The sequence below is a fragment of the Primorskyibacter flagellatus genome, from assembly GCF_048268605.1.
In the GTDB taxonomy this organism is placed as follows: Bacteria; Pseudomonadota; Alphaproteobacteria; order Rhodobacterales; family Rhodobacteraceae; genus Primorskyibacter; species Primorskyibacter flagellatus.
The window spans coordinates 98038-123102 of record NZ_JBLWVF010000009.1 but is presented as its reverse complement, the minus strand read 5'-3'; the positions used below and the strand labels follow the sequence as shown (position 1 = coordinate 123102).

Genomic DNA, 25065 nt, shown 5'->3' with positions numbered 1-25065 from the left:
CCTGCGGGAAAGCGCTTCGGCGCTTTCCCATCCAATCAATTGGAGACGTGCCATGGCACAGGTTGCCCGAAACCGCCGCGGCGGCAATGACTGGCTGCGTGAAGCGTTGCCGAAACTGGTTCTCAGTCCAAGTCTGGCGATGGTTCTGATTTTCGTCTACGGCTTCATCATCTTCACCTTCTATCTGTCCTTCACCGACAGCCGCATCCTGCCCTCTTTCGATCTTGTGGGCTGGGAAAACTATTCCAAACTGTTCCGCATCCGCGCTTGGGACACGGCGATCACCAACCTGTTGATTTTCGGCTCTCTGTATATCGTGATCTGCTGCGCACTGGGGCTGGCCTTGGCGATCCTGCTGGATCAGAAAATCCGCGCAGAAGGTTTCATCCGCACCATTTACCTCTACCCGATGGCGCTGTCGTTCATCGTCACCGGCACCGCGTGGAAATGGTTCCTTGATCCGGGGATCGGGTTGCAGGCGGTCATCCGCAGTTGGGGCTGGGAAAGCTTCACCTTCGACTGGATCAAGGATGGCGACATGGCGATCTATACCATCGTCATCGCGGCCGTCTGGCAAACCTCGGGCTTTGTCATGGCGATGTTTCTGGCGGGCCTGCGCGGCATCGACAACGAAGTGCTGAAAGCCGCCCAGATAGACGGGGCGTCGAATTTCGCGCTTTACCGCCGGATCGTCATTCCGCAACTGCGCCCCGCCTTCATGTCGGCCTTCGTGGTTCTGGCGCATATGGCGATCAAGTCCTACGACCTTGTCATCGCCCTGACAGGCGGCGGGCCGGGCACGTCCACCGAAGTCCCCGCCACCTTCATGTATTCCTACACGTTCACGCGCAACCAGATGGGCATCGGTGCGGCCTCGGCCACGATCATGCTTATGGCGATTGCCGCGATCATGGTGCCCTACATCTACTCCGAACTGCGGGAGAAGTCGTGATGTCCACCAATGCAACCGCAACCGTGGTCCGCACCGGCGCCGGATCGCGCTTTGTCATCTACACGCTTCTGGCGCTGTTCTGCCTGTACTACCTGCTGCCGCTTTATGTGATGGTGGTCAACTCGCTCAAACCGCTTAGCGAAATTCAGGCCGGGGGCATGATGGCCCTGCCCGACGTCTGGACGCTGGCACCCTGGAAAAGCGCCTGGTCCACCGCACAGATCGGGGTCGAGGCCACCGGCCTGCGCCCGTTTTTCTGGAACTCCATCGTCATGGTGGTCCCGGCGGTTGCGATCTCGACCGTGCTGGGCGCGCTCAATGGCTATGTGCTGACCAAATGGCGGTTCCGCGGCGACACGATCATCTTCGGGCTGCTGCTGTTCGGCTGCTTCATCCCGTTCCAGATGGTGCTGATCCCGATGGCGCGGATGCTGGGCCTTGTCGGGCTTGCGGGCACCGTACCGGGGCTGGTCTTTGTCCACCTTGTCTACGGCATCGGGTTTTCGACGCTGTATTTCCGCAACTACTACCAGCAGTTCCCGACAGAACTGGTGCGCGCGGCAATGATCGACGGGGCGGGGTTCTTCACCATTTTCCGGCGCATCATGCTGCCTTCATCCGGGCCTATCGCCGTGGTCTGCGTCATCTGGCAGTTCACGAATATCTGGAACGACTTCCTGTTCGGGGCCTCGTTCTCGGATTTCGACAGCCAGCCGATGACCGTGGCGCTGAACAACCTCGTGCAATCCTCGACGGGTGTGAAGGAATACAACGTGCATTTCGCGGGGGCCATCATGGCCGCCCTGCCCACCCTCCTCGTCTATATCGTCGCCGGCCGCTACTTCGTTCGCGGGCTGATGGCCGGATCTGTGAAAGGATAATCCGATGGGTTTTCTCGATATCAAAAACGCGACCAAATCCTACGGGGCGGTCAAGGTGCTGCATGAAACCGACATCTCGATCGAAGAAGGCGAGTTTCTGGTGCTGGTCGGTCCCTCCGGCTGCGGCAAGTCCACGCTTTTGAACATGATCGCCGGGCTGGAGGAGATCACCACCGGCGACATTGCCATCAAGGGCCAGTCAATGGCCGGCGTGCGCCCGGCGGACCGCAACATCGCGATGGTGTTCCAGTCCTACGCGCTCTACCCGAATATGAATGTCGGGCAGAACATCGTATTCGGTCTGGAAATGCACGGCGTCCCCAAACCAGAGCGTGACACGGCGATGAACAAGGTGGCCGACCTGTTGCAGATCAAGCATCTGCTGGACCGCAAACCGGGGCAGTTGTCTGGCGGTCAGCGTCAGCGCGTCGCCATGGGTCGGGCGCTGGTGCGCGATCCGGATGTGTTCCTGTTCGACGAACCCTTGTCCAACCTCGATGCCAAGCTGCGCGTGGACATGCGCACCGAAATCAAGAAACTGCACCAGAAGCTGAAGACCACCATCGTCTATGTCACCCATGACCAGATCGAGGCGCTGACCCTGTCGACCCGTATCGCGGTGATGTTTGGCGGCCATGTCCAGCAGCTTGGCACCCCGAAAGAGGTCTATGACAACCCCGCCAACATGTTCGTCGCGGGCTTCATGGGCTCGCCGTCGATGAACCTGTTTCCGGCGAAAATCGCGGTCGAAAATGGCAAGGCCGTGGCCAAGGCGAAACTTGCCGACGGTCAGGACGCCACCCTGCCCTTCCCTGAAGCGCGCGGTTTTGAGCGTCACGATGGCCGCGAAATCATTCTGGGCCTGCGCCCCGAGGCCATCACCGATCGCGACGGTGCCGACCGCAACAGCCAGTCGGTGCATGTCATCGACGCCCATGTCGACATCACCGAGCCTGCCGGGTCCGACACGTTCGTCAGCACCCAACTCGGCGGCAAGGAGGTGACGGGTCGTTTCCGCGCCGATGTGGATGTGCATCCCGGTCAGACATTCCCCTTTGCGATCAACATGGAAAAGGCCGTGGCCTTCGATCCCAAGACCGAAGAACGGGTGTCGTGAATGCACCAGCAGGCAGACATCGTCATTGTCGGATCCGGCATAGGCGGGGCCACGCTTGCCGCAGCGCTCGCGCCGTCCGGCCGCCGTATCCTCATTCTGGAACGCGGCGATCACCTGCGCCCCTCTGCCCATGACCGCGATGCCGAGGCGATCTTTGCCAAGGGCCACTACCGCCCGGATGAACAATGGCTGGACGGCGCTGGCAAGCCCTTCAATCCCGGCAATTACTACTATGTCGGCGGCAATTCAAAATTCTATGGTGCGGTGCTGCTGCGCTACCGCGCCGAGGATTTCAGCCCGCTGCGCCATATCGGCGGCACCACGCCGGGCTGGCCGATCCGCTATAACGACTTAGAGCCCTATTACGGCAAGGCCGAACAGCTTTACGCGGTGCGCGGCCAGACAGGCTGCGACCCGACAGAGCCTGCCCATTCCACGGACTACTCCTTCGGCCCCGTCCCGGACGAACCGGCGATCTCTGATCTGCGACGCAGGCTGTCAGCCGTTGGACTGCATCCTGCTTCTCTCCCGCTTGGCGTCGATCTTGACCGGTGGCTGTCGCGGGCCAGCACACCTTGGGACGCCTATCCCAACACATCCGGCGGCAAGCTGGACGCCGAAACCGGCGGTCTGGCGGCGGCGCTGGCGCATGACAACGTGTCGCTTCGCACCAATAGCCGGGTCAGCCGCGTGCTTGTCGGACCAGAGGGCCGGGTCACGGGGGTCGCGCTTGCCTCCGGTCAGGTGATCTCTGCCGGGGTCGTTGTCCTTGCCGCAGGTGCTGTGCAAAGCGCGGCCCTCTTGCTGGCCTCGGCGGATGAGGCGCATCCAACGGGTCTGGCCAATTCCTCGGATCAGGTCGGACGCAATTTCATGAACCATAACAGTTCGGCCATTCTGGCCCTGCATCCGTTCCGCACCAATCCATCCGTCTACCAGAAGACACTGATGGTAAACGATTTCTACCTGACGGGCGGTCCGGGTGGCGAACCGCTTGGCAATATCCAGCTTCTGGGCAAGATCTCGGGTCCGATCCTGCGCGCCTCCTCTGCTCTGCCAGCCGTTCTGGCGAACTGGATCGCAAAACGATCCGTCGATCTCTATGCCGTGTCCGAGGATCTGCCAGACCCCGACAGCCGTGTCAGCCTGAAAAACGGCCAGATCGTGCTGGATTGGAAACGCTCGAACCAGGACACCCACCGCGCGCTGGTGCGCAAGATCAAACGCTTGTTGCGCAAGGCGGGCTATCCGGTCGTCGTCTCGCGCCCCTTTGACCGGCGCACGCCATCGCATCAATGCGGCACAGCGCGGATGGGCAATGATCCGGCCACCAGCGTCACCGACAGTTTCGGGCGCAGCCATGACCACGCCAACCTGTTCGTCATGGACGCCTCGATCCTGCCCACCTCGGGCGCGGTCAACCCGGCGCTGACCATCGCCGCCCTCGCGATCCGCGCGGCAGAGCACATCGCACAAACCGACTTCGCGGCGTGACACCGGGGCCCTGCCCGTCCCGCCGCCCTCTCTTTTGGAAAAGACTCATGCCCAAAGGCTACGATTTCATCATCATCGGTGGCGGCTCTGCCGGCTCCGTCCTCGCCGGTCGGCTGTCAGAAGACCCCTCGGCGCAGGTGCTGCTGCTGGAAGCGGGCGGAAGCGACCGGCACCCGTTCTATCACCTGCCCGCCGGGTTTGCGAAGATGACCAAGGGCATTGGCAGTTGGGGATGGGAGACGGTTCCCCAGCGCCACATGCAGGACAAGGTCTTTCGCTACACGCAGGCCAAGGTGATCGGTGGCGGATCGGCGATCAACGCCCAGATCTACACGCGCGGCAATGCGCAGGATTACGATGACTGGCGGCAGATGGGTTGCACCGGCTGGGGCTATGACGACGTGCTGCCCTATTTTCGCAAGGCCGAGGATAACGAGACCTATGACAACGCCTTTCACGGCAAGGGCGGGCCTTTGGGGGTCAGCGAACCGCGCGCGCCCCTGCCCGTCTGCGAGGCCTATTTCGAGGCCGCCGCGCAGCTTGGTATCCCGCGCAACAGGGACATCAATGGCGAAAAACAGGACGGTGTGTGTTACTACCAACTGACGCAACGCAATGCGCGCCGGTCCTCGGCTGCGATGGCCTATGTCGCGCCGAACCGGCACCGTGCGAACCTGACCGTGAAGCTGGGCGCGCAGGTGCGCCGCCTGATCGTCGAGAACGGCCGTGCCACCGGCGTTGAAATGGCGGACGGCACGCGCCTGACTGCAAATGCCGAGGTGATCCTGTCCTCCGGTGCCATCGGCTCGCCGCGCTTGTTGCAGCTTTCGGGAATCGGTCCGGCGGATCATCTGGCGTCGCTGGGCATCGACGTGGTGCAGGATCAGCCGCAGATCGGGGCCAACCTTCAGGATCATCTGGACCTCTATTGCATCAGCGAACTTCGCGGGCCGTATAGCTATGACCGCTACGCCAGGCCGCACTGGGCGGCGCTTGCCGGGCTGCAATATCTGTTTGGGCGCAAGGGGCCGGTGGCCTCGTCCCTGTTTGAAACCGGCGGCTTCTGGTATGCCGACCCCAGCGCGCGGTCGCCGGATATTCAGTTCCACCTCGGGCTGGGCACCGGCATCGAACATGGCGTCGCGGCCATGCCGCAGGGCGGGATCACGCTGAATTCCTGCTACCTGCGCCCACGCTCGCGCGGAACCGTAAGGCTGCAAAGCGCCGATCCGGCCAAGGCCCCGCTGATCGACCCGAACTACCTGCAAGATCCGCTGGACCGCGACATGTCGATCCGGGGGCTGAAGCTGACGCAAGAGATCCTCGCACAGTCGCCGCTGAGCAAATACATCCTGGCCGAGCGTCTGCCGGGGCCGGACGTGACCACCGACAAGGACTATTTCGATTTCATCTGCCGTCACGCCAAGACCTCGCACCATTGCGCAGGCACCTGCCGCATGGGGCCGGATGACGCCGCCGTGGTGGATACGCGGCTGCGCTTCAACGGGATCGACGGACTGCGCGTGGTTGACAATTCGATCATGCCAACGGTGATTTCGTCCAACACCAACGCCGCCGCCATCATGATCGGTGAAAAGGCCGCCGACATGATAAAATCCGACAATGGAATGGGATAGAAGATGATCCGACATATCGTATTGATCAGGTTCCGCCCTGACGTGACCGAAGCCAAGATCGCCGAGCTGTTTGCAGAGCTTCACCAGATCGAAGGCAAACTGCCCGGTCTGCTGGGCATCACCTCGGGGCGCAGCGAAAGCCCCGAACAGATGGAGCGCGGCTACATGCACGGCTTTGTCGCGGATTTCCGCGACTGGGACGGGCTACAGGCCTATCAGGATCACCCCGACCATCAGGCCATCGGCGCAAAACTGACCGAGCATGCGGATCAGGGCAAGGCTGGCATCCTGTGCTTCGATCTGCCCGTCACGGACTAGGGAATTGCAGCCGGGCGGCGCATCGGGCAATGTGACCGGGCCGCAAAGGCCCGGCGCGTCTGACCGGGCGGGCCCGACGGTGGGCGGCGGGCTTTACGGGAACCAACCACCATGACTGTCACCCGCCGCCCCACCATCATCGACGTTGCCAAACAGGCCGGGGTGTCCAAATCCACGGTCAGTCTGGTCTTGCAGAACAGCCCTTCGGTCCGCGAGGAAACCCGCCAACAGGTGCGCGCCGCGATGGCCCAGATCGGCTATGTCTACAACCGGTCCGCCGCCAATATGCGCTCCTCGAATGCGGGCCTGATCGGGCTGGTGATCAATGACCTGCGCAACCCGTTTTTCACCGAATTCGCCACCTCGCTTCAGATGGCGCTGTCAGAGCGTGGCTATTCCGCCGTGATGGCCAATACCGATGAAAAGTCCGAATTGCAGGAACAGGTCGTCAGCGCGATGATCGAACACGGGGTCTCGGCGCTGATCCTGTGTCCCACCTATGGCCCGTCATCGACCTTCGATGCGATTGCCCGCGCGGGCATCCCTGCCCTGCAAATGCTGCGTTGGGTGGACGAACGGTTTGACCTGTTCCCGCTTTCCGCCCCCGACTATATCGCGGGCAGCCGTGCCGCGACCGAACACCTGATCCGGATGGGCGCGCACCGTATCGCCTTTGTCGGCGGTCCCGAAGGCCGGACAGTCACCGAAGAGCGCAAGGTCGGCTATCTTGACGTTTTGCGCGAACATGACATGCAGCCTTGCGTGCTGACCGGGCGATCGGTGCGCGCCTTCGGCAGAGACGCCGCCAAGACGCTGGCAAACGAACATCCTGCCGTCGATGCCGCGCTGTGCTTCAACGATCTGGTGGCCTTGGGGATGCTGTCGGGGTGCTATGAAATCGGGCGTAACGTCGGCACGGATTTTCGCATCGTCGGCATTGATGATATCGAAGAGGTTGCCCAGACCTTCCCGGCGCTCAGCTCCGTCAGTTGCGACATTGCCGCGATTGGCCAGCAGGCCGCCAGAACCGTGGTCGACTGGCTCGAAGACGGCAAGACGCCCCCGCCCGAGACCCGTACCCCGGTCAACCTGGTGGTCCGCGCCTCCAGCAACCCGGACGCATGACGTCAAGACGCCGCCACGCAGCATAGCACCCCGATCCCGACCCGGTTGACGCAAAACCGCGCGCCGTGTATCGATAATTGGAACGTTCCAATAAACCCGATCGGATTGCCCCAGTGACCAACCCTATCCCCCAAGACATCCTTGACGCGCTGACCGATGTAGAGATGCCGCGCCTGCCCCCTGCCCCGCAGATTGCCGAAACCCTCCGGGTCAGTGGCCACACTATCCCGGTCCGCAATTGCGGCTGTGTCGTTGTCGGCAGCGGTGCCGCAGGCCTGCGCGCGGCGGTCGAGCTGGCCCGCCGGGAGGGCGATGTCACGATCATCAGCCAAAGCGCCTGGGGCGGCACATCCGCCTGTTCCGGGTCGGACAAGCAGACGCTGCACACCGCCAATACCTCGGATCAGGGCGACAATTTCACCGCCATGGCACGGGCGATCCGCGCGGGCGGCGCGATGGACGAAGACATCGCCTATATCGAGGCCACAGGATCCACCCGTGCGATGGCGTCGCTACAATTTCTGGGCCTGCCTCTGCCGCAAGACGCGCTTGGCGGCACGCTGCGCTACAAGACCGACCATGACGAGGTGGGCCGGGCGACAAGCTGCGGGCCGCGCACCTCGCGATTGATGGTGCAGGTTCTGGCCCGCGAGGCGATCCGCCTGGGCATTGCCTTCTTCAACCAGACAACCGCCGTCCGGATCCTGACGCAAGGCGACGGACCCGCGCGCCATCTCGTCGGCATCCTTGCGATACAGCCCAGATCCCAGACGCCCGACAACCCGCTCGGCCTTGTCGCCTTTCGCTGCGCCGCGCTGGTTCTGGCCGCAGGCGGCCCCGGAGAGCTTTACCGCGACAGCGTCTTTCCCAACGGCTGTTTCGGATCGCTGGGTCTGGCGCTGGAGGCCGGTCTGGATCTGGTCAACCTGACCGAAAGCCAGTTCGGCATCGGTACAAGGCGCGAGGGCTTCCCGTGGAACCTGTCGGGCACCTATGTGCAATCCATGCCGCATATCTATTCCGTCGATGACGCGGGCCAGGAACATCATTTCCTTGGCGGGTATTTCCGAACCACGCAGGAAATGGTCTCGAACATCTTTCGCAAAGGCTATCAATGGCCGTTCCATGCCAGCCGGATGCTGGATTTCAAATCCAGCCTTGTTGACCTTGCCATCTTCCGCGAGGGTCAGAAGGGGCGGCGCGTCTTCATGGATTTCAACCGCAATCCACTGCCTGTGCCGGGCGATCAGCCCTTCAGCCTGACCCGGTTGGACGATGATGTCAGCGCCTATCTGGGCACGGCAGGCGCGGTGCAGGACCAGCCCATCGACCGGCTGCGCCACATGAACCCGCTCGCGATAGAGCTTTATCGCCGATACAAGGTCGATATCGCTGCCGATCCGCTGGAATTTGCCGTCAACAACCAGCACATGAATGGCGGCATCGCCGTCGATATCTGGGGGCGCAGCAATGTCGGTGGCATCTACGCGATTGGCGAGGCCGCCGGCACCCATGGTGCAACCCGTCCGGGCGGCGCTGCGCTGAACGCGGGTCAGGTCTTTGGCACCCGCGCGGCCGAACATATCGCCGCCACGGGATGCGCGGCGTCCCCGGCGACGCACAATATCACGGATACGGCGACGGAAGCGCTGGACCGGATCGCCGCGATCCTGAAACCCGACAGCCCCCTGCCCTATCGACAAGTCCGCGACGACGTGCAGGCAAGGATGAGCGATCACGCAGGCATCATCTGCACGCCAGATCAGGTCAGCACAGCGCTGAAGGCCGCCACGGCCCTCTGCGCCGATATTCGGCAAAACGGCCTCGCCTATGACCGGCCCGCCGAGATTGCCCGTGCCCTGCAATGGCAACAAATGGCGCTGGCCTCGCAGGCGGTCCTTGCGGCGCTAGACCACTATATCCGCAATGGCGGCGGCAGCCGGGGTGCCCGTGCAATTTGCGACACCGACGGCGATGCGCTGCCCGTCACACGCGCGGGGTCATTGGAGGAGTTCCGCTTTCGCAGCCAAAAGGCGGTAGACGGGGAACAGCAGATCCTCGTGCGTTTGACCAAGGATGACATCGGCCTCTCGACCCGGGCCAACCGTCCGTTCGATGACACCGCCAAGGCCTTTTTCGAACGCGACTGGCCCGCATGGCTAACGAAGGCGATCTATGATCTGCCCCCTGCCCCGGACCCCAGCGCCTGATCGCCACGCACGCCCTGCTCTGCTCTTGCGCTACGGGCTGTGTCTCGCGCCCGTCCGGCTTTGCCATCAAGCGTCGGCTTCCTGCCACTTGTCGCGCTCGGGGATCATGTGGCGAGAGGTCTCAAAGCCGCCAGAATACCGGGCCGACCCCCCGGTCAGACCCCGTCGATCAGAACATCCAGCGCCCGCTTGAGCGCGTCGCGGTCTTCCGCCAAAGACCCTATCGGCGCGCGCAACTCGGCCCCCGGCACGGCGGCAAGCTCTTGCACCCGGACGATCCACCGCGTGCCATCAATCACCACCTTTGGCGTCAATACCGGGAACGCGGCATACCGGCCCTCTTCGCGCAAAGGTGCCACGATACGGGACGCCTCGATCCCGATCAGATCGGTCTGCAAATCGACGACAAGCTGGCCCGAGTTCAGGCGATAAACATCGAACTGCGCCACCGCCCCCTGCCCTAAAAGCTTCTGAACTGCGCCAGGGGCAGGCCGTTCCGGGCCACCTCCTCGGCATAAGCATCAATCGCGGCCCGGTTTTCCTCGCGCCACAGACGGTTGCGCTCGACCTTTGCGGCCTCAAGAATAGCGCCCTCTGCAAGCCGCGACATGTTCAGGCCAAGCGCCCGCGCCGTTTCCGCGACCTCGGCATCCAATGTCAGATTGACCTTGATACGGCCCATAGCACCCTCACGCATTATACGCCTATCTCAGGAGTATATAACCGCACAGACCCACTTGACAAGTCATCAACCATCAGCCCCGCCGATCCGGCGCATCGAGCAACCGTTCCAGCTCCGCCATGGCCACCTCGACCAGTTCACCGTCGACATGCTTCCCCCCGATCCGGATGAACCACCCCGCCCCGTCCTGTTCGGCCCGCAATGAGATGCCCGACCCCAGCGTCCTGAGTTCCGCCCTCGCCTGTGCCTTACGCGGCCGGCCGCCCCTCTTGGGATCTTCCTTGCGCTCGAACCCGTCCAGCGCCGCCGCGATCAGATCGGCCTCTTCCGCCGGACTGTCCGGCACGCGTTCCGCCAGCGCCTCACGCAGTTTCGCCTCTCCGCCATCGCGCAGCGCGGCGGCGATCTTCAGACCGTCCTTTTCCTTGATGAGATCCGGGAAGGTCAGCATATCGCCCAGCTCTTCGAAGATCAGCGCGAAGGACCGGATCTTCGACCGCTTGCCTTTCGACGCCGCCGGGAACAGCGCATTCACGGCCTCCTCGGCATTCACGAACGCGCCCTGCTGCGCGGCAATCACCGCGATTCGCCCGCGTTCATAATGGCTTAGCGAGGCGCGGATTTCGTTTTCCTCGACCATCGCGGCAAAGGTGCCACCCATCGCCTCCGGGTCGCGCAGCACCGCCTTGATCCGCGCATAGCCATCCTCATTCGTCAGCGCATGCAGATCCCGAAACGCCTTCAGCCGCCGATAGCCCGACAGCAACCCGTAGCGGAACCCCCGCGAATCGTCGGGCAATTCGAACAGTTCAACCGGCAGCCGCAATCCCCCCTTCGCGATAGAGGCTTTCAGCTCTTCCATCTCTTCGACGTCCAGCACCACCCGGTCGCGCACCAGCGCATCGGCGTCGATCTCGTCCAGCGGCACCTCAAGCATGACCAGCCCGCGCCCCTGCGCATCGCGCAGCCGCTCTGCATCAACCCGGTTCTTCGCCGCCTCGGCCCGCTGTTCGGCCGGGCGCGGGTCGAACGCGCCTGCGCTTTCGGCGGCAACCTGGGCAATTGGCGCCCCGCCCCGCCCTGCCCCGGTATCCAGTTTCAGTTCCGCCTCGATCCGGCTCAGATCCTCGGCCGAGGGCGTCTCCAGCTTGCGTCGCTTTGCCATGTCACTTGTCCTCCTGCTCGGCCTTTGCCATCTGCTGATCGCGCCACCATGTGCCAAGGATCACTTCCTTCACCTCAGCCCAGGTCCGGTCAAACGTCTCGCGGCCCCGCACATAGGTCTCCCGGTTGAAATCGCGATAATCGGTCTCGTAGATGCCCGAAACCTGCTCTCCGGCCTGTCCGACCATGGCGGTCATTTCCTGCCGATATGTCGTCATGAAATCGCCGAAATAGGCCTGGATCACATTTGCCAGATCGGTCTGCTGGTTCGCGTCGAAACGGGTCACCATTGCGCGCACCGCATCCCATTCGAACCGCACCTCGTCCAGCCCTTCGGCCCGCCGCAACCGGTTTTCGCCCTCCTCGATCGAGGCGAAGGTCGAATAGATCATGTCAAAGAACCGCCCCGTCGAATCGAATTCCAGAAACGATGCGCCAAGCGGCACAAGCAGAATATCGGCGGCGGTCAGCGCATTGATCGTCAGATACCCCAGTGCCGGCGGGGTATCGAGCAGGACGATATCGTAATCATCCAGCATGCCGCCTTCTTCCAGCGCATTCAGCAGCGAATTCCACAGCGGCCAGGATCGCATCTGCATCCGCCAGACCGGCACCTGAAACTCCGCCCAATACAGGTTCAGCTGCGCGCCGATCAGGTGGATATTGGGCCAATGGGTTTTCTGCACGAGGTTTCGTGGCGAAACCTCTAACGCCTCGGTCAGCGTCTCATCGAATTGGAAAGGTGTCAGCCCCTCGGCCTCGCGCACCCTGTTCTCTTCGGTCAGGTGCAGGGCATAATCGCGCGCCAGCAGCGGAAACACCGTCTGCCATTCATCCTCTACCTTGCCGCCCATGATCGACGTCATCGACCCCTGACTGTCCAGATCGATCACCAGCACCTTGTAGCCATCCAGCGCGGCCGACATCGCCAGATGCGCACAGGTCGAGGTCTTGCCCACGCCACCCTTGAAATTCGCCACGGCCACGACCTTTGCAGGCAGGCCTTCGGGGCGCCACGCGCGGTAATCGCGATCCTTCACACCTTCCTTGGCAAAAAAATCGCGCAGGCGCAGGATCTCTTCCAAAGTGAACCATTTCGATCCACCCTCGCCCTCGCCCTGTGGCAATTCCGGGTTCTGCCGCAGAACGCGGCGCAGATGCGCCGAATTCACCGGGATCAGATAGCGACAGACTTCCCATGTGGAAAACTTGCGCAGACGCTTGGCCCCGTCCGGGGCATATCCCCGGCGCGCCAGATCATCCCGCCCGCGTGTAGCGAAGGCCGCCGCCTTGGCAAACCGCGCCGTATCAATCGGATCTGCAAGCTTGCCAGCAGCCGTCTCCGGGTCAATATTGAAATACGGGGGAATTCCGGGCTTGCCCGACAGTCCAGGTTTTTTTGCCATGTTGCCTCGGATGTCCGCTGTTTACCGCGATATTCGCTGAACTATGGCACATGACGGAACGATTGTGAATCTGTTTGAGTCCCGTCTCTTCCAAAAACCTTATATAGAGACGAAGCAAACGAGGCCTGTTTGGTTTCTTTCAGACTCTTTAAGATGTTTGAGGTTAAATTATCCGTGTTATAACAGATAATTAGAGGCGTTTCAGCGCCCGTATACGGGATGAAAGGGGGCTGGATGCGGGAATTGTGGGACCCATCTACGGGATGCAAGGAACCTTTATCCGGTCAGACAGGGCGCAAGCGACTCGAAATGCCGGGTTTTCGGCTTGATAGGCTCACATAGGCGCGAATCGGGTCGCCCCTGCCCGCCCGATGAAAGTGAGGCATCCCGCAAACGGATACCTTTCCGATCGTATGCCAAAACATAGGTGCCCGTATACGGGAGGCCGGCACAGGTTCCCAGTTTACTCTTGCTCGCGGATACCTTTTCGCGGATCATATTGGCAACCGGGGCAAGGCGAGTCGCCCGAGACATCCGGATATAAAGCGCCCGCTTCCGGGTGCATGAGGCATAGGCGGTTCTGCCGCCAAGCGAGGTCAGTATGGATGACATCCCCCGCGATCGGCTCAGCGGCCCGTTGCGCCGTGGTGCGGTCAAGAAGCATGTGGCGGCAATCCACGTTTCTGGCAAGTTGACGCTGTTGCAGCGCAAGTTGTCCAATGTGCTGCTGCTCAACGCCTACGATACGTTGACGTCGCAGGCCTCTCATCAAATGGACGCCCGGACGCTCTGTTTGATGATCGGGTATAATTCGAACGACATGGACACGCTCAAGGCGTCGCTTCGCGGTCTGGCCGAAACGGTGGCCGAATGGGATATGCTCGACGCCGAGGGCAAACAGGAATGGGGTGTCTCGGCGCTGTTATCCTATGCCAAGCTGAAGGGCGGGGTCTGCGAATATGCCTATTCGCCCGCGCTGGCGGAAAAGCTGCACGATCCCAAGGTCTTTGCCCTGATCAACCTCAACATCCAGCGGCGGTTCACCTCGGGCCATGCACTCGCTCTGTATGAGAATTGTTATCGCTTCGTCCGGACAGGTTCGACGGGCTGGTGGTCGCTGGACCTGTTTCGCCGTCTGATGGGCGTGGCCGACAGCCCGTATTACGAAACCTACAAGCATTTGAACGCCAAGATCATCAAACCCGCCGTGGCCGAGGTGAACAAGACTTCGAACATCGTGGTCACGCCGGAGGTGCGCAAGATGGGCCGTTCGGTGACGGATATTCGGTTCCAGATAGCCGAGAATCCGCAACTCGCGATCCTTGATCTCGATGACGGAGAAGGCATCCGCAACAGCGAGATCTACGCCCGCCTGCGAGAACTGGGCGTCAGTGACCGGCTGGCGCGGCAATGGGTGGCCGAACATGGCGAAGCCTATGTCGGTCAGAAGCTCGACTACGTGGCTGGTCAGGGCGGGGTGAAGAATGCTGTGGGATATATTTCCAAGGCACTGAAACATGATTACGGCAATCCGCATCCGAAGGACGGGCAGGGGGTTTCGCCGCGAAACCCTGTGCCTCCGACCAGTCCCCGCGCGCGTCGGCTTGCCCGGATCCGGGATCTGGCGGCGGCCCGGAAACCGACCCAAAGAGATGCGGACAAGCTGCTTTTCCTGGCGCGGCTCGAAGGGTCATTGAGGGATGATTTCGAGCGGCACGGCTGGATGTCGGCGCTGAATGCGGACGCGATTCTGGCCTTTTGGGAGGAGCTTTCGCCGGGGGCTTTCGATGATCTGGAGTGATCGCAGCACGTCCGAGGAATGATGGATGATTGCGAACGCGTAAAGCGCGCGGGCGCGGTGCAAAGTCGTTCGAAATCATCTATACTGTGGAGATTGCACAAAGGCCGCATGCTGGGCGGGAACGCAAAATTGACGTGCTTTTTCCAGTCTGGTCCTGAATGATGCAAGACATCAACAGTGATGAAAGCCTTAAATGCATATTCTTCGTCAACTCATCCTTGTTTTGATTGTCGCCGCAGGCGGCCTTTATCTTTGGGTGGCCTATGTCCCGCAGTCCAGACCGCTTTTGGACAAGCTGGGATTGCTTGACCTTTTGGGGGTCGAAATGGCCGCCACTGACGCGGCACCTTCCGGGGCGGGATGGTCCGGGGGTGGGGCTGCGAAGGTGGTCACAGAGGATGCGGCGGAGCGGGCCATCGCCAACCGGATCACCGCCATCGGGGATGGCCGCGCGCTGCGGTCCGTCACGGTCCGGTCGAACGCTGTCGGGGTGATTACCGATCTGACGTTGGCCTCGGGTCAGCGTGTGGAGGCGGGAACCGTGATTGCGCGGCTGGAGGACGAGGCCGAGCAGATTGCGGTGGAGCAAGCCCAGCTTCGGCTGGACGAGGCCCGCAAGGAAGAAGAGCGCGTCAAACAGCTTCAGACACGCGGTGCAGTCACCGAGGTGCGTCTGAGCGAGACCGAAAACGCGGTGCGCAGCGCCGAACTTGGATTGCGGGAGGCAGAGTTCAACCTGTCACAGCGCGAAGTGGTCGCGCCGATTTCCGGCTGGGTCGGAATCATCGACATCTCGCAGGGCGACCGGGTCAACAGTCAGGATATTCTTGCAACGATTACAGACCGTTCCGAGATCCTGATCGACTTTCGCGTGCCTGAACGGGTGATTGGCAAGATCGCGGAAGGGCAGGGGGTTGATGTCACGCCGCTGGGCCTGCGCAACACGACCCTGAAAGGCGAAATTGCCACGATTGACACGGTGGTGGACCGGGCCAGCCGAACCTTGCTGGTGCGGGGCAAGGTGCGGAATGCTGACGATCTTCTGCGCGCCGGGATGGCGTTTTCGGTCAGCCTCAGCTTTCCCGGCGAAACGCTGCTGTCGATCGCGCCTTTGTCGGTGCAATGGTCAAGCGACGGTCCTTTTGTCTGGGTCGTGCGGGACGGCAAGGCGCAAAAGGTCGAGGTCACCATCGAACAGCGCAACAGCGATTCCGTTCTGGTCAAATCCGACGATCTGGCTGCCGGGGATGCCGTTGTGACCGAAGGGGTGCAAACGCTGCGTGACGGGGCCGAAGTCTTGCCAGTGGGCCCACAGGAAACAGCCAATGCCGTGGCCAACCCCGTCCGAAAGGATGCGCTATGAGCGGCGCTGACATCTCGTCGCCCGGCACGGCGCTGTTTGTGCGTCGCCCGATCCTTGCCTTCGTCCTGAACGCGTTGATCGTGCTGGCGGGTCTTGCCGCGCTTGTCGGGGTCGAGGTGCGGGAACTGCCCAATGTGGACCGGCCGGTTGTGACTGTCACGACCAGATTTTCTGGCGCGGCCCCGGAAACCGTGGATCAGGAACTGACCGGGCGCATCGAGGGGGCCGTGGGGCGCGTTTCGGGCGTGCGGGCCATCGCGTCCAATTCGCGGTTCGGGCGCAGCCGGGTCACGCTGGAATTCAACGACAACGTGGATATTGACGTGGCCGCGACCGATGTGCGCGACGCGGTGGCGCGGATCGTCAACCAACTGCCCGAAGCTGCGGATGATCCCGAAATCGTCAAGGCGGATGCCAATGCGCAAGCGGTCATGCGGATCGCCGTGACCTCTGCCGGGCGGTCACCACAGGAGCTGACAGCGATTGTCGAGGACCGGATCGAGGATCGTCTGATCTCGGTCGACGGGGTGGCTGATTTGCAGATCTACGGCGACCGGACACCGGTCTTTCGCGTTGATATTGACCAGTTGGAGCTGGCCAGCCGGGGGCTGACGCTGGGCGATGTGCAGCGTGCGCTGGCCGATGTGGCCTATGATGCGCCTGCGGGCGATCTGGCGGGGGACCGGCAATCCATCAATGTGCGCACCACGGCAAGCGTCGCCACCGAGGCGGCGTTCGAGGCGCTGGAAATCCGCCAGAACGTCCGCATCGGTGATGTGGCGCGCGTGACATTGGGACCAGCGCCGGGCGAAACGGTTTTGCGGGCCAACGGGCAGCAGGGCATCGGGATTGGCATTGTCCGGCAGGCCACGTCAAACACGCTGGAAATTTCGTCCAATGTGCGCGCGGTTGTCGATGATCTCAGCCAGAGCCTGCCGGATGACGTGAAGATTTTTGTCACATCCGATGATGCGACGTTCATTTCGGGGTCGATCAGCGAAGTACTGAAAACGCTGGGGATTGCCGTGGCCATCGTGGTGGCGGTGATTTTCATCTTTCTGCGCGATGTGCGTGCGACGCTGATCCCGACACTGACCTTGCCAGTGGCGCTGATCGGCACGCTGGCGGCGATCTATCTGGTCGGGTTTTCGGTCAACATCCTGACGCTTCTGGCGCTGGTGCTGGCCACGGGGATGGTTGTCGATGATGCGATCGTGGTGCTGGAAAACATCGTGCGGCAGCGCGCGGCCGGCATGGGGCCACGGGCTGCGGCGGTGAACGGTACGGCGCAGGTGTTCTTTGCGGTCGTGACCACCACGGCGACGCTGGCGGCGGTGTTCGTGCCGCTGTCCTTCCTGCCGGGGCAGGCGGGCGGGCTGTTCCGGGAGTTCGGCTTCACCCTGGCGATGGCGGTGCTGTTGTCCTCGGTCGTGGCGCTTAGCCTGTGTCCGGTGCTGGCCAGCCGGTTGCTGACAAAGCCGCCCACAAAAGACCCGCGCGGCCCGATGGTCTGGCTGGGCAACCGGCTGGTGCGCCTGTATGAAATGACCTTGCGCGGGGCGCTGGACATGCCCGCCGTGATCGTGCTGATCGCTGTTTTCGTCGCGGCCACGGCGGCGCTGGTCGCGGGTGGGATCCGGCAAGAGGTGACGCCGCCGGAAGACCGTGCCGTGGCGTTGCTGAGCATTTCCGCCCCGCAGGGCGTGTCGCTGGATTATACCCAGTCGAAGATGCGCCAGATCGAGGATCTGATTACACCGCTTCAGGAAAGCGGCGAGGTCACCAACATCTTCTCGATCAGCGGGTTCGGCTCTGACAATCGCGGTTTCATGGTGTTCACGCTGGCCAATTGGGAAGACCGGGACCGCGCCCAGCAAGAGATCGTGGGCGAGATCAACGGCATGCTGCGCGGCATCATCGGGGTGCGGGCCTTTGCCATTCAGCCGAACTCTTTGGGGATACGCGGCGCGGGCAGGGGGCTGGCCTTTGCGATCACCGGCGACAGCTACGATCAGCTTGCGGAGGTGGCGGAAACCATGGTGGCCCGGATGCAGGAAATTCCGGGCTTGGGACAGGTGCGGCTGGAATACGAACAGACGCAACCGCAGCTTTTCGTGCAGATCGACCGGACGCTGGCGGCGGATCTGGGCATCGACATCTCGGGGCTGGGGCAGGCGTTGCAGGCGGTGCTGGACGGGCGCAGGGTTGCGTCGGTTTTCATCGACGATGCCAGCTATGACGTGCAGATGGTGTCAACCTCGGACCCGGTGAACGATCCGGGCGATCTTGAGAATGTCTTTGTGCAGACCGGCGACGGGCAGATGGTGCCGATGTCCAGTTTCGTGACGCTGGAGGAACGCGCCGTGGCGCCGGAGCTGGACCGGGAAGGGCAGAACCGTTCGGTGGAATTGTCCGCGGGGCTGACGCCCGATATGTCGCTGGGCGACGCGCTGGCCGCGGTACAGTCCATCGGAGAAGAGGTGTTGGCCGAACAGAACCGTATCGTGCCGCTGGCCGAGGCGGCGACGTTGGACCAGACCAATAACGGCTTGTTCATCACCTTTGGTTTCGCCATCCTCGTGGTGTTTCTGGTGCTGTCCGCTCAGTTTGAAAGCTTCATCTCTGCGGTCGTTGTCATGTCCACCGTGCCCTTGGGGCTGGCCTGTGCGGTGTTCGCCCTGCTGATGACCGGGCAAAGCCTGAACGTCTACAGCCAGATCGGGCTGGTCATGCTGATCGGGATCATGGCGAAGAACGGCATTCTGATCGTCGAATTCGCCAACCAGCTTCGTGACAAGGGGCAGGACGTTCGTTCGGCGATTTTCGACGCCTCGACGATCCGGCTGCGTCCGGTGATGATGACCATGACCTCGACCGTTCTGGGGGGCGTGCCGCTGATCCTGTCTTCGGGCGCGGGGGCCGAGGCGCGCGAGGCGCTGGGGTGGGTGATCGTCGGCGGGCTGGGGCTGGCCACGGTGTCAACGCTGTATCTGACGCCGGTGGCCTATCTTTTGCTGGCGCGGTTCTCGACGCCGAAGGCAGAGGAAGAGGCGCGGCTGGTCAGAGAGCTGTCGGAGGCGCGTGCCCAAGCGGCCTGAGTCCCCGATGGCAGGACGAAGAGGGCAGGGGGTGCCCACGCCGTCAACCAGCGCCGGTCCGGCGATGTACCGGGCCTATCGCAGCGCAGCAGGTATTTGTTGCCTTACGGGTTGAAAACCCGGCGAGATCTGCCAGATGAGGTAATCTGGCCGATGCGGGATTGATTGGTGAGGGTCTTTGCACAACAAGCGGCGGACAGCAGACCTCATCTGGAAAAGGAAGGGTACTTCATGCGTAATATTGCCTCTACATTTGCCGTGCTTGTGATGGCAGGAACCGCTTCGGCGGATGTGACCGTGTCCATCCCGCTTGAACTTGGCGGAATGGATAGCGTGACAGCGCACAGCTATTCCTGCGGCGACGACCAGAGCTTCGCCGTGCAATATGTCAATGCCGGGGCAAATGCGCTTGCGATCCTTCCGGTGGACGGGGAACAGCGCATTTTCGTGAACGTGGTGTCTGGATCCGGGGCGCGCTATGCCTCCGGCGCGCATGTCTGGTGGACCAAGGGCGATACCGCAACCTTGCAGAACGAGATGTCGGATGGCGGCGATCTGGAGTGTCAGGTGCAGGATGCCCAACCCTCAGAGTGAGAGCATCGTCGTGGCGATTGAAAAGTAGATCAGAACGCCAAGCGCGTCGGAAATCGTGGTGACCAGCGGCCCGCTGGCCGTTGCCGGATCCAGCTTCAGACGGCTGAGCAGGAACGGTAACGACATGCCGACAAGGCTGCCGATGATCACCACCAGAAACATCGTCATGCCGACAACCAGCGCAACATCGGACCCGCCGCGCCATATCCCCAGGGGAAAGACGACCAGTGCCATGGTCGCCCCAAGCGCGGCGGCGATGAACAATTCGCGTCCGATCAGGTCGCGCCAGTCTTTCAGCACGACATCGCCCGTCGCCAGCGCGCGCACCATCAATGTGGCCGATTGCGCACCGGCATTGCCGCTGCTGTCGATCAGAAGCGGCAGGAAGAACACCAGCGAGACATAGGCCAGAATGGTTTCCTCGAAATAGGCGATGCCCGCGCCTGAAAAGAGGTTGCCGAAAACCAGCAGGGCCAGCCAGACGATGCGCTTTGAATAGAGCAGCCGGATACTGGCTTGACGCATGTTTTGCGAAAATGGCAGCACGGTCGAAATCTTCTGAAAATCCTCTGTCATTTCCGCCTGCATCGCGTCGGCCGCGTCATCATGGGTGACGATGCCCAGCAATATGCCCTCCGCGTCGACGACGGGCAGCGCCAGAAGGTCATAGCGCGCAATCAAATGCGCGACGTCCTCGCGGCTGGCATCCGAGGAGGCGGAAATGGGGTCGGCCTCCATCAACGCGGCGACCGGCGTCATATCGTCGGCCAATACCAGTTCATGCAGCCGGATCGAGCCCATCAGGTGACGGCTTTCATCCAGAACATAGGATCGGTAGATCGTTTCCGTGTCCGGTGCTTGCCTGCGCAATGCGGCCAGGGCGTCCTTCGCGGTCATATCCTCGGCAAGCACGGCATAATCCGATGTCATCAGCGCACCGACAGAGCGATCACCGTGGACAGAAAGGCGGCGAATATCCGCCCGGTCCGCCTCGTCAAGCTCTGCCATCAATGCCTTCTGGTCGTCCGGCGCGAGATGGTTGAACAGATCCGCGCGGTCATCGGCATCCATCCGGGTCACGATTCTGGCCAGATCGGCGGCCGCCACGGTTCCGGCCAGATCGGTCTGGGCGGCCAGTGACATTTTCCCGAACACATTCGCCCGGCGCCCCGGATCGACATCCAAAAGCTGTTGTGATCTCTCTGCAACGGGCAACTGCTCTATCCAGGTGGCGACATCGACAGCATGCGCCGATGCCAGAAATGTCGCGATGGTATCCTTCGATGCATGTGCCGATGGCAGATGTCCCATTGAGTGTCGGTCATATATCGGCATGGGAGCGTCCTTTGACATGCGGGCAGGGGGCCAGAAATGAATAGCGTCCACCGTCACCGTCAACAAGCGCGCCCGATCACGCAAGCCATGCGTTGCCGGCGCTGTACATCAGGACCCGCTGCCGGGAAACGTTGCGGGTGCCGCCATGCGTGGGTTTGCACATTGGCTGGCCGTCAGGTCGAGGCGTCGTCGATCAGCGGATTGGGCTTGGCGAACTCTTCGAGGCCCATCTGATTGCTGATCGTGATGCGGGTGCCGTTCACGGTGACACCATGAGGCTGGAGGCCTTTGAAGGCGCGGCTGAGGTTTTCGGGGGTCATGCCCAATATGGATGCCAGACGGCGCTTTTCGAAATCCAGTGTAAACACGTTGCCGCCGCCGACATGCTTTTGCTGCCGGAGCAGATAATTGGCCAGCCGTTCAAGCGAGCTGCGCAGCTTGATGTCCTTCTGTGCCTTGATGACGGATCGGTAGCATTGCGAAAGCTCTGTCACGATCGCACGGGCAAAACCACTGTCCTTGTCGAAAATGCTGCGGACATCCTGGCTGGGTATCAGGGCGATCCGGCTTTTTTCCAACGTGCGCGCGGACATCAGATAGGGCGCATTCTTGATCGTTGCGGCCAGAATGAAGGTAGAGATCGGCCGCACGGTGGCCATGCTGGTCGCCCTGCCGTTCCATTCCGAAAACAGATCGACCGCGCCGGACAGAACGACATGCAGAAAATCGCTTGGGTCGCCTTCGGTAATCAATTCGACCTGAGCGGGGAAATTCTGGACATAGGCCCCCTGCATCAAGGAGGCAAAATGCCCATCTGTCATTTGCGCGAACAGGTCGAGTTTCTGTATATCCCGGTATTCGGAATCGGACATGGCACTTCCTTAGCGGCCGCGTTGGGTAAGTATCGGTCACCTGATTGATAATTGTCAATTATTCGATTGACCTGTGCCGAATTGCGCTTGACCTATCAGGTTTTCAGGTATGACATTTTTCTTATAAGCAACTTATTTTGCTATTCTTTTTCTGTTTTATGATCTGGATCAACTTATCCGGCCCGCGCGCGATGCAGATACGGCAGTGACCCCCGCCAAGGGGTGAAGACGCAATTTCTCGCCGGAGGCCCCGCCATGCAGACCGCAGCCACAGCCTCGCGCGCCGATCAGACGCGCGCCCTGAGCCTGAGTACGATCGCCTTCACCGCGTGTTTCGCGGTCTGGACGATCTTTTCCATCATCGGAGTCGCCATCAAGGCCGAGCTTGGTCTGAACGACACGCAATTCGGGCTGCTGGTGGCCACGCCGATCCTCACCGGCTCTGTCACGCGGTTGTTTCTGGGCGTCTGGGCCGAGAAATACGGCGGGCGGCTGGTGTTTTCCAGCCAGATGATCCTGACGGCGCTGGCCACATGGGCGCTGACGCTGGCGGACAGCTATATCATGTATCTGGTTGCGGCGCTTGGCATCGGGCTTGCGGGCGGATCGTTCATCATCGGGGTCGCCTATGTCAGCCGTTGGTATGATGCGGGCCGCCAAGGCACGGCGCTGGGGATCTTCGGCGCGGGCAATGTCGGCGCGGCGGTCACCAAGTTTGTCGCGCCTTTCGTCATGGTCGCTTACGGCTGGCACGGTGTGGCCTATGTCTGGGCGGCCGGCCTTGCGATCATCGGCGTGCTGTTTTTCGTGCTGGCCAAGGACGACCCGGAACTGGTTGCGCGCCGCAAGTCCGGGGCGAAGGCGCCGTCGTTGGCGCAGCAATTCGCGCCTTTGAAAAACCTTCAGGTCTGGCGGTTCTCGCTTTACTATTTCTTCGTGTTCGGTGCTTTCGTGGCGCTGGCGCTGTGGATGCCGCATTACCTGATCGACGTCTACGGCGTGGATGTGAAGACGGCGGGCATGGCCGCGGCCTCTTTCAGCCTGTCGGCCTCGCTGTTCCGGGCCTATGGCGGACATCTCAGCGACAAGTTCGGCGCGCGTCAGGTCATGTACTGGACCTTCGGCTTTTCGATGCTGCTGCTGTTCATGCTGTCCTATCCGCCGACCGATTATGTGGTTCACGGCAAGGACGGGCTGATCACGTTCTCCACCTCCATGGCGTTCTGGCCCTTTGTCGGCACGCTGTTCGCGCTTGGCTTTTTCATGAGCCTCGGCAAGGCGGCGGTGTTCAAGCATATCCCGGTCTACTATCCGCAGCATGTGGGATCGGTCGGCGGTCTTGTCGGGATGATCGGCGGTTTGGGGGGCTTTGCCCTGCCGATCATCTTCGGCGCGCTTCTGGACCTGACCGGCATCTATACGTCCTGCTTTGCGCTGCTTTTCGTGTTGGTCGCGATTGCGCTTGCATGGATGCATCTGTCGATCCGCGCGATGGAGCGTGCCGCCCACGGCACCGCGCTGGACCAGTTGCCCGCATTGCCCGAGATGCAGGACATCCACACGCCCGAGCGCACCGAGATGCCGCGCGTGCTGGAGGAATGGCACCCCGAGGACGCGGCTTTCTGGGCCAAGAAAGGCCGGACCGTGGCGCGGCGCAACCTGTGGATCTCTATCCCGGCGCTGCTGCTGGCCTTTTCGGTCTGGATGGTCTGGTCGATGGTTGTGGCGCGTCTGCCCGCGATCGGGTTCGACTTCACCTCGGGCCAGCTTTTCTGGCTGGCGGCGCTGCCGGGCCTGTCGGGGGCGACGCTGCGCATTTTTTACAGCTTCATGGTGCCGATCTTTGGTGGGCGGCTTTGGACAACGCTGTCGACCGCATCGCTGCTGCTGCCGGCCGCGGGCATCGGATACGCGGTACAGAACCCCGACACGCCCTATCTGATCTTCCTGATGCTTGCGCTGTTGTGCGGCACGGGCGGCGGCAACTTCGCCTCGTCGATGGCCAATATCGGATATTTCTTCCCGAAGGCCGAGAAGGGCAATGCGCTGGCGCTGAACGCGGGTCTGGGCAATCTGGGCGTGTCGGTCATGCAGTTCCTGGTGCCCATCGTCATCACGGCGGGCGTCTTCGGGGCCATGGGAGGCCAGCCGCAGACCATGTCCGACGGCGGCATGCTGTGGATGCAGAATGCCGGTTTCGTCTGGGTGCCGTTCATCCTTGCGGCGACAATCGCGGCCTGGCTGGGCATGAATGACATCGCCGATGCGCGGGCCAGCTTTGCAGATCAGTCGGTGATCTTCGGGCGTGTGCATAACTGGCTGATGTGCGCCCTTTACACCGGTACGTTCGGCAGCTTCATCGGCTATTCTGCGGGCTTCCCGCTGCTGACGAAACTGGCTTTCCCCGAGATCAACGCGCTGAACTATGTGTTCCTCGGCCCCCTGGTCGGCGCGCTCAGCCGTGCCGGAACCGGCTGGATCAGCGACCGTTTCGGCGGCGGGCGGGTGACGTTCTGGACGTTCCTCGGCATGATCGTCGCCACGTTCGGCGTGATCTTCTTCCTCGGGGTCGGGTCGTTCATGGGCTTCTTCGCCTGTTTCATGGCGCTGTTCTTCCTGACCGGCGTGGGCAATGCGTCCACCTTCCAGATGATCCCGGTGATCATGGGCCGCGAGGTGCCGCGCCTGATGCCGCATCTGGGGCTGGAGGAACGCAAGCGGCAGATCGCGATGGAATCCGGCGCGATCACCGCCTTCACCTCCGCCATTGCCGCCTATGGCGCCTTCTTCATCCCCAAGGCCTACGGCACATCCATCGCGATGACCGGATCGGCGGTGGGGGCGCTTTGGGGCTTCCTTGCCTTCTACGCGCTCTGCGTCGTCATCACCTGGGTCGTCTACACGCGCCCCGGCGGCCTGCTGCACGATATCGAGAGCGGCGGCGGGACTGTCGATGCCGCCGCGCAGCCCGCCCAATGAGCCAACCCAATTCGCGGGCGGCGCCTGACGCCGCTCA

General features: G+C 62.0%; 19 protein-coding genes. 13 read left to right on the top strand and 6 right to left on the bottom strand.

All coding sequences use genetic code 11. From position 1 onward, the window contains the following. Positions 1–52 precede the first annotated feature (52 nt). The 8 genes from ACN0WV_RS11855 (at position 53) to ACN0WV_RS11820 (ending at position 9734) form a co-directional block, all read left to right on the top strand. Positions 53–952, top strand: coding sequence for a carbohydrate ABC transporter permease (locus ACN0WV_RS11855; RefSeq protein WP_084353712.1), 900 nt, complete (start codon positions 53–55; stop codon positions 950–952). Next, complete coding sequence (locus tag ACN0WV_RS11850) at positions 952–1833, top strand: carbohydrate ABC transporter permease (RefSeq protein ID WP_417605970.1); 882 nt, start codon at positions 952–954, stop codon at positions 1831–1833. Before ACN0WV_RS11855 ends, ACN0WV_RS11850 begins: the two co-directional genes overlap by 1 nt. A gap of 4 nt (positions 1834–1837) precedes the next feature. Beyond that, complete coding sequence (locus tag ACN0WV_RS11845; protein WP_417605969.1) at positions 1838–2950, top strand: ABC transporter ATP-binding protein; 1113 nt, start codon at positions 1838–1840, stop codon at positions 2948–2950. Continuing rightward, entirely contained in the window at positions 2951–4444 is a 1494-nt protein-coding gene (locus ACN0WV_RS11840) for an FAD-dependent oxidoreductase (protein ID WP_417605967.1), read from the top strand. Between the two features lie 47 nt (positions 4445–4491). Next, complete coding sequence (locus ACN0WV_RS11835; protein ID WP_417605964.1) at positions 4492–6081, top strand: GMC family oxidoreductase; 1590 nt, start codon at positions 4492–4494, stop codon at positions 6079–6081. A gap of 3 nt (positions 6082–6084) precedes the next feature. Beyond that, a complete protein-coding gene (locus ACN0WV_RS11830) occupies positions 6085–6399 on the top strand; it encodes a Dabb family protein (RefSeq protein WP_084353707.1) in 315 nt (104 codons plus the stop codon). Positions 6400–6510: 111 nt separating this feature from the next. Next, complete coding sequence (locus tag ACN0WV_RS11825; RefSeq protein WP_084353706.1) at positions 6511–7524, top strand: LacI family DNA-binding transcriptional regulator; 1014 nt, start codon at positions 6511–6513, stop codon at positions 7522–7524. 113 nt (positions 7525–7637) lie between these two features. Next, the gene (locus tag ACN0WV_RS11820; RefSeq protein WP_417605962.1) at positions 7638–9734 is read left to right on the top strand and encodes an FAD-binding protein; all 2097 of its coding nucleotides are present in this window, start codon (positions 7638–7640) and stop codon (positions 9732–9734) included. Between the two features lie 155 nt (positions 9735–9889). Here ACN0WV_RS11820 and ACN0WV_RS11815 read toward each other — a convergent pair whose 3' ends face one another. The 4 genes from ACN0WV_RS11815 to ACN0WV_RS11800 are packed head-to-tail and all read right to left on the bottom strand — an operon-like array spanning position 9890 to position 12986. Continuing rightward, a complete protein-coding gene (locus ACN0WV_RS11815; RefSeq protein WP_084353705.1) occupies positions 9890–10183 on the bottom strand; it encodes a CcdB family protein in 294 nt (97 codons plus the stop codon). A gap of 11 nt (positions 10184–10194) precedes the next feature. Continuing rightward, on the bottom strand, positions 10195–10431 hold the full coding sequence (locus tag ACN0WV_RS11810) for a type II toxin-antitoxin system CcdA family antitoxin (RefSeq protein WP_417605960.1): 237 nt from the start codon (positions 10429–10431) through the stop codon (positions 10195–10197). 58 nt (positions 10432–10489) lie between these two features. Then, positions 10490–11581 (bottom strand): ParB/RepB/Spo0J family partition protein, encoded by a 1092-nt coding sequence (locus ACN0WV_RS11805; protein WP_417605958.1) that lies wholly within the window; start codon positions 11579–11581, stop codon positions 10490–10492. Between the two features lies 1 nt (position 11582). After that, positions 11583–12986 carry an AAA family ATPase gene (locus ACN0WV_RS11800; RefSeq protein WP_417605956.1) on the bottom strand — a complete coding sequence of 468 codons (1404 nt, stop codon included), beginning with the start codon at positions 12984–12986 and terminating at the stop codon, positions 11583–11585. A gap of 601 nt (positions 12987–13587) precedes the next feature. On the opposite strand from ACN0WV_RS11800, the gene ACN0WV_RS11795 reads away from it, so the two are divergent. The 4 genes from ACN0WV_RS11795 (at position 13588) to ACN0WV_RS11780 (ending at position 19842) form a co-directional block, all read left to right on the top strand. Further along, complete coding sequence (locus ACN0WV_RS11795; RefSeq protein ID WP_417605955.1) at positions 13588–14787, top strand: replication initiation protein; 1200 nt, start codon at positions 13588–13590, stop codon at positions 14785–14787. A gap of 193 nt (positions 14788–14980) precedes the next feature. After that, on the top strand, positions 14981–16150 hold the full coding sequence (locus tag ACN0WV_RS11790) for an efflux RND transporter periplasmic adaptor subunit (RefSeq protein WP_417605953.1): 1170 nt from the start codon (positions 14981–14983) through the stop codon (positions 16148–16150). After that, complete coding sequence (locus ACN0WV_RS11785) at positions 16147–19248, top strand: efflux RND transporter permease subunit (RefSeq protein ID WP_417605951.1); 3102 nt, start codon at positions 16147–16149, stop codon at positions 19246–19248. The genes ACN0WV_RS11790 and ACN0WV_RS11785 overlap by 4 nt, the downstream gene beginning before the upstream one ends. Before the next feature lie 267 nt (positions 19249–19515). Beyond that, positions 19516–19842, top strand: coding sequence for an MliC family protein (locus ACN0WV_RS11780; RefSeq protein ID WP_417605950.1), 327 nt, complete (start codon positions 19516–19518; stop codon positions 19840–19842). Here the strand turns inward: ACN0WV_RS11780 and mgtE are convergent. Beyond that, positions 19834–21177, bottom strand: a complete 1344-nt coding sequence (mgtE, locus tag ACN0WV_RS11775) for a magnesium transporter (protein ID WP_417605949.1) — start codon at positions 21175–21177, stop codon at positions 19834–19836. The two genes, ACN0WV_RS11780 and mgtE, sit on opposite strands and share 9 nt — an antisense overlap. Positions 21178–21350: 173 nt before the next feature. Continuing rightward, the gene (locus ACN0WV_RS11770) at positions 21351–22049 is read right to left on the bottom strand and encodes a helix-turn-helix domain-containing protein (RefSeq protein WP_417605947.1); all 699 of its coding nucleotides are present in this window, start codon (positions 22047–22049) and stop codon (positions 21351–21353) included. Positions 22050–22304: 255 nt separating this feature from the next. On the opposite strand from ACN0WV_RS11770, the gene ACN0WV_RS11765 reads away from it, so the two are divergent. Then, positions 22305–25028 (top strand): nitrate/nitrite transporter, encoded by a 2724-nt coding sequence (locus ACN0WV_RS11765; protein WP_417605945.1) that lies wholly within the window; start codon positions 22305–22307, stop codon positions 25026–25028. The last annotated feature ends 37 nt before the right edge of the window (positions 25029–25065 follow it).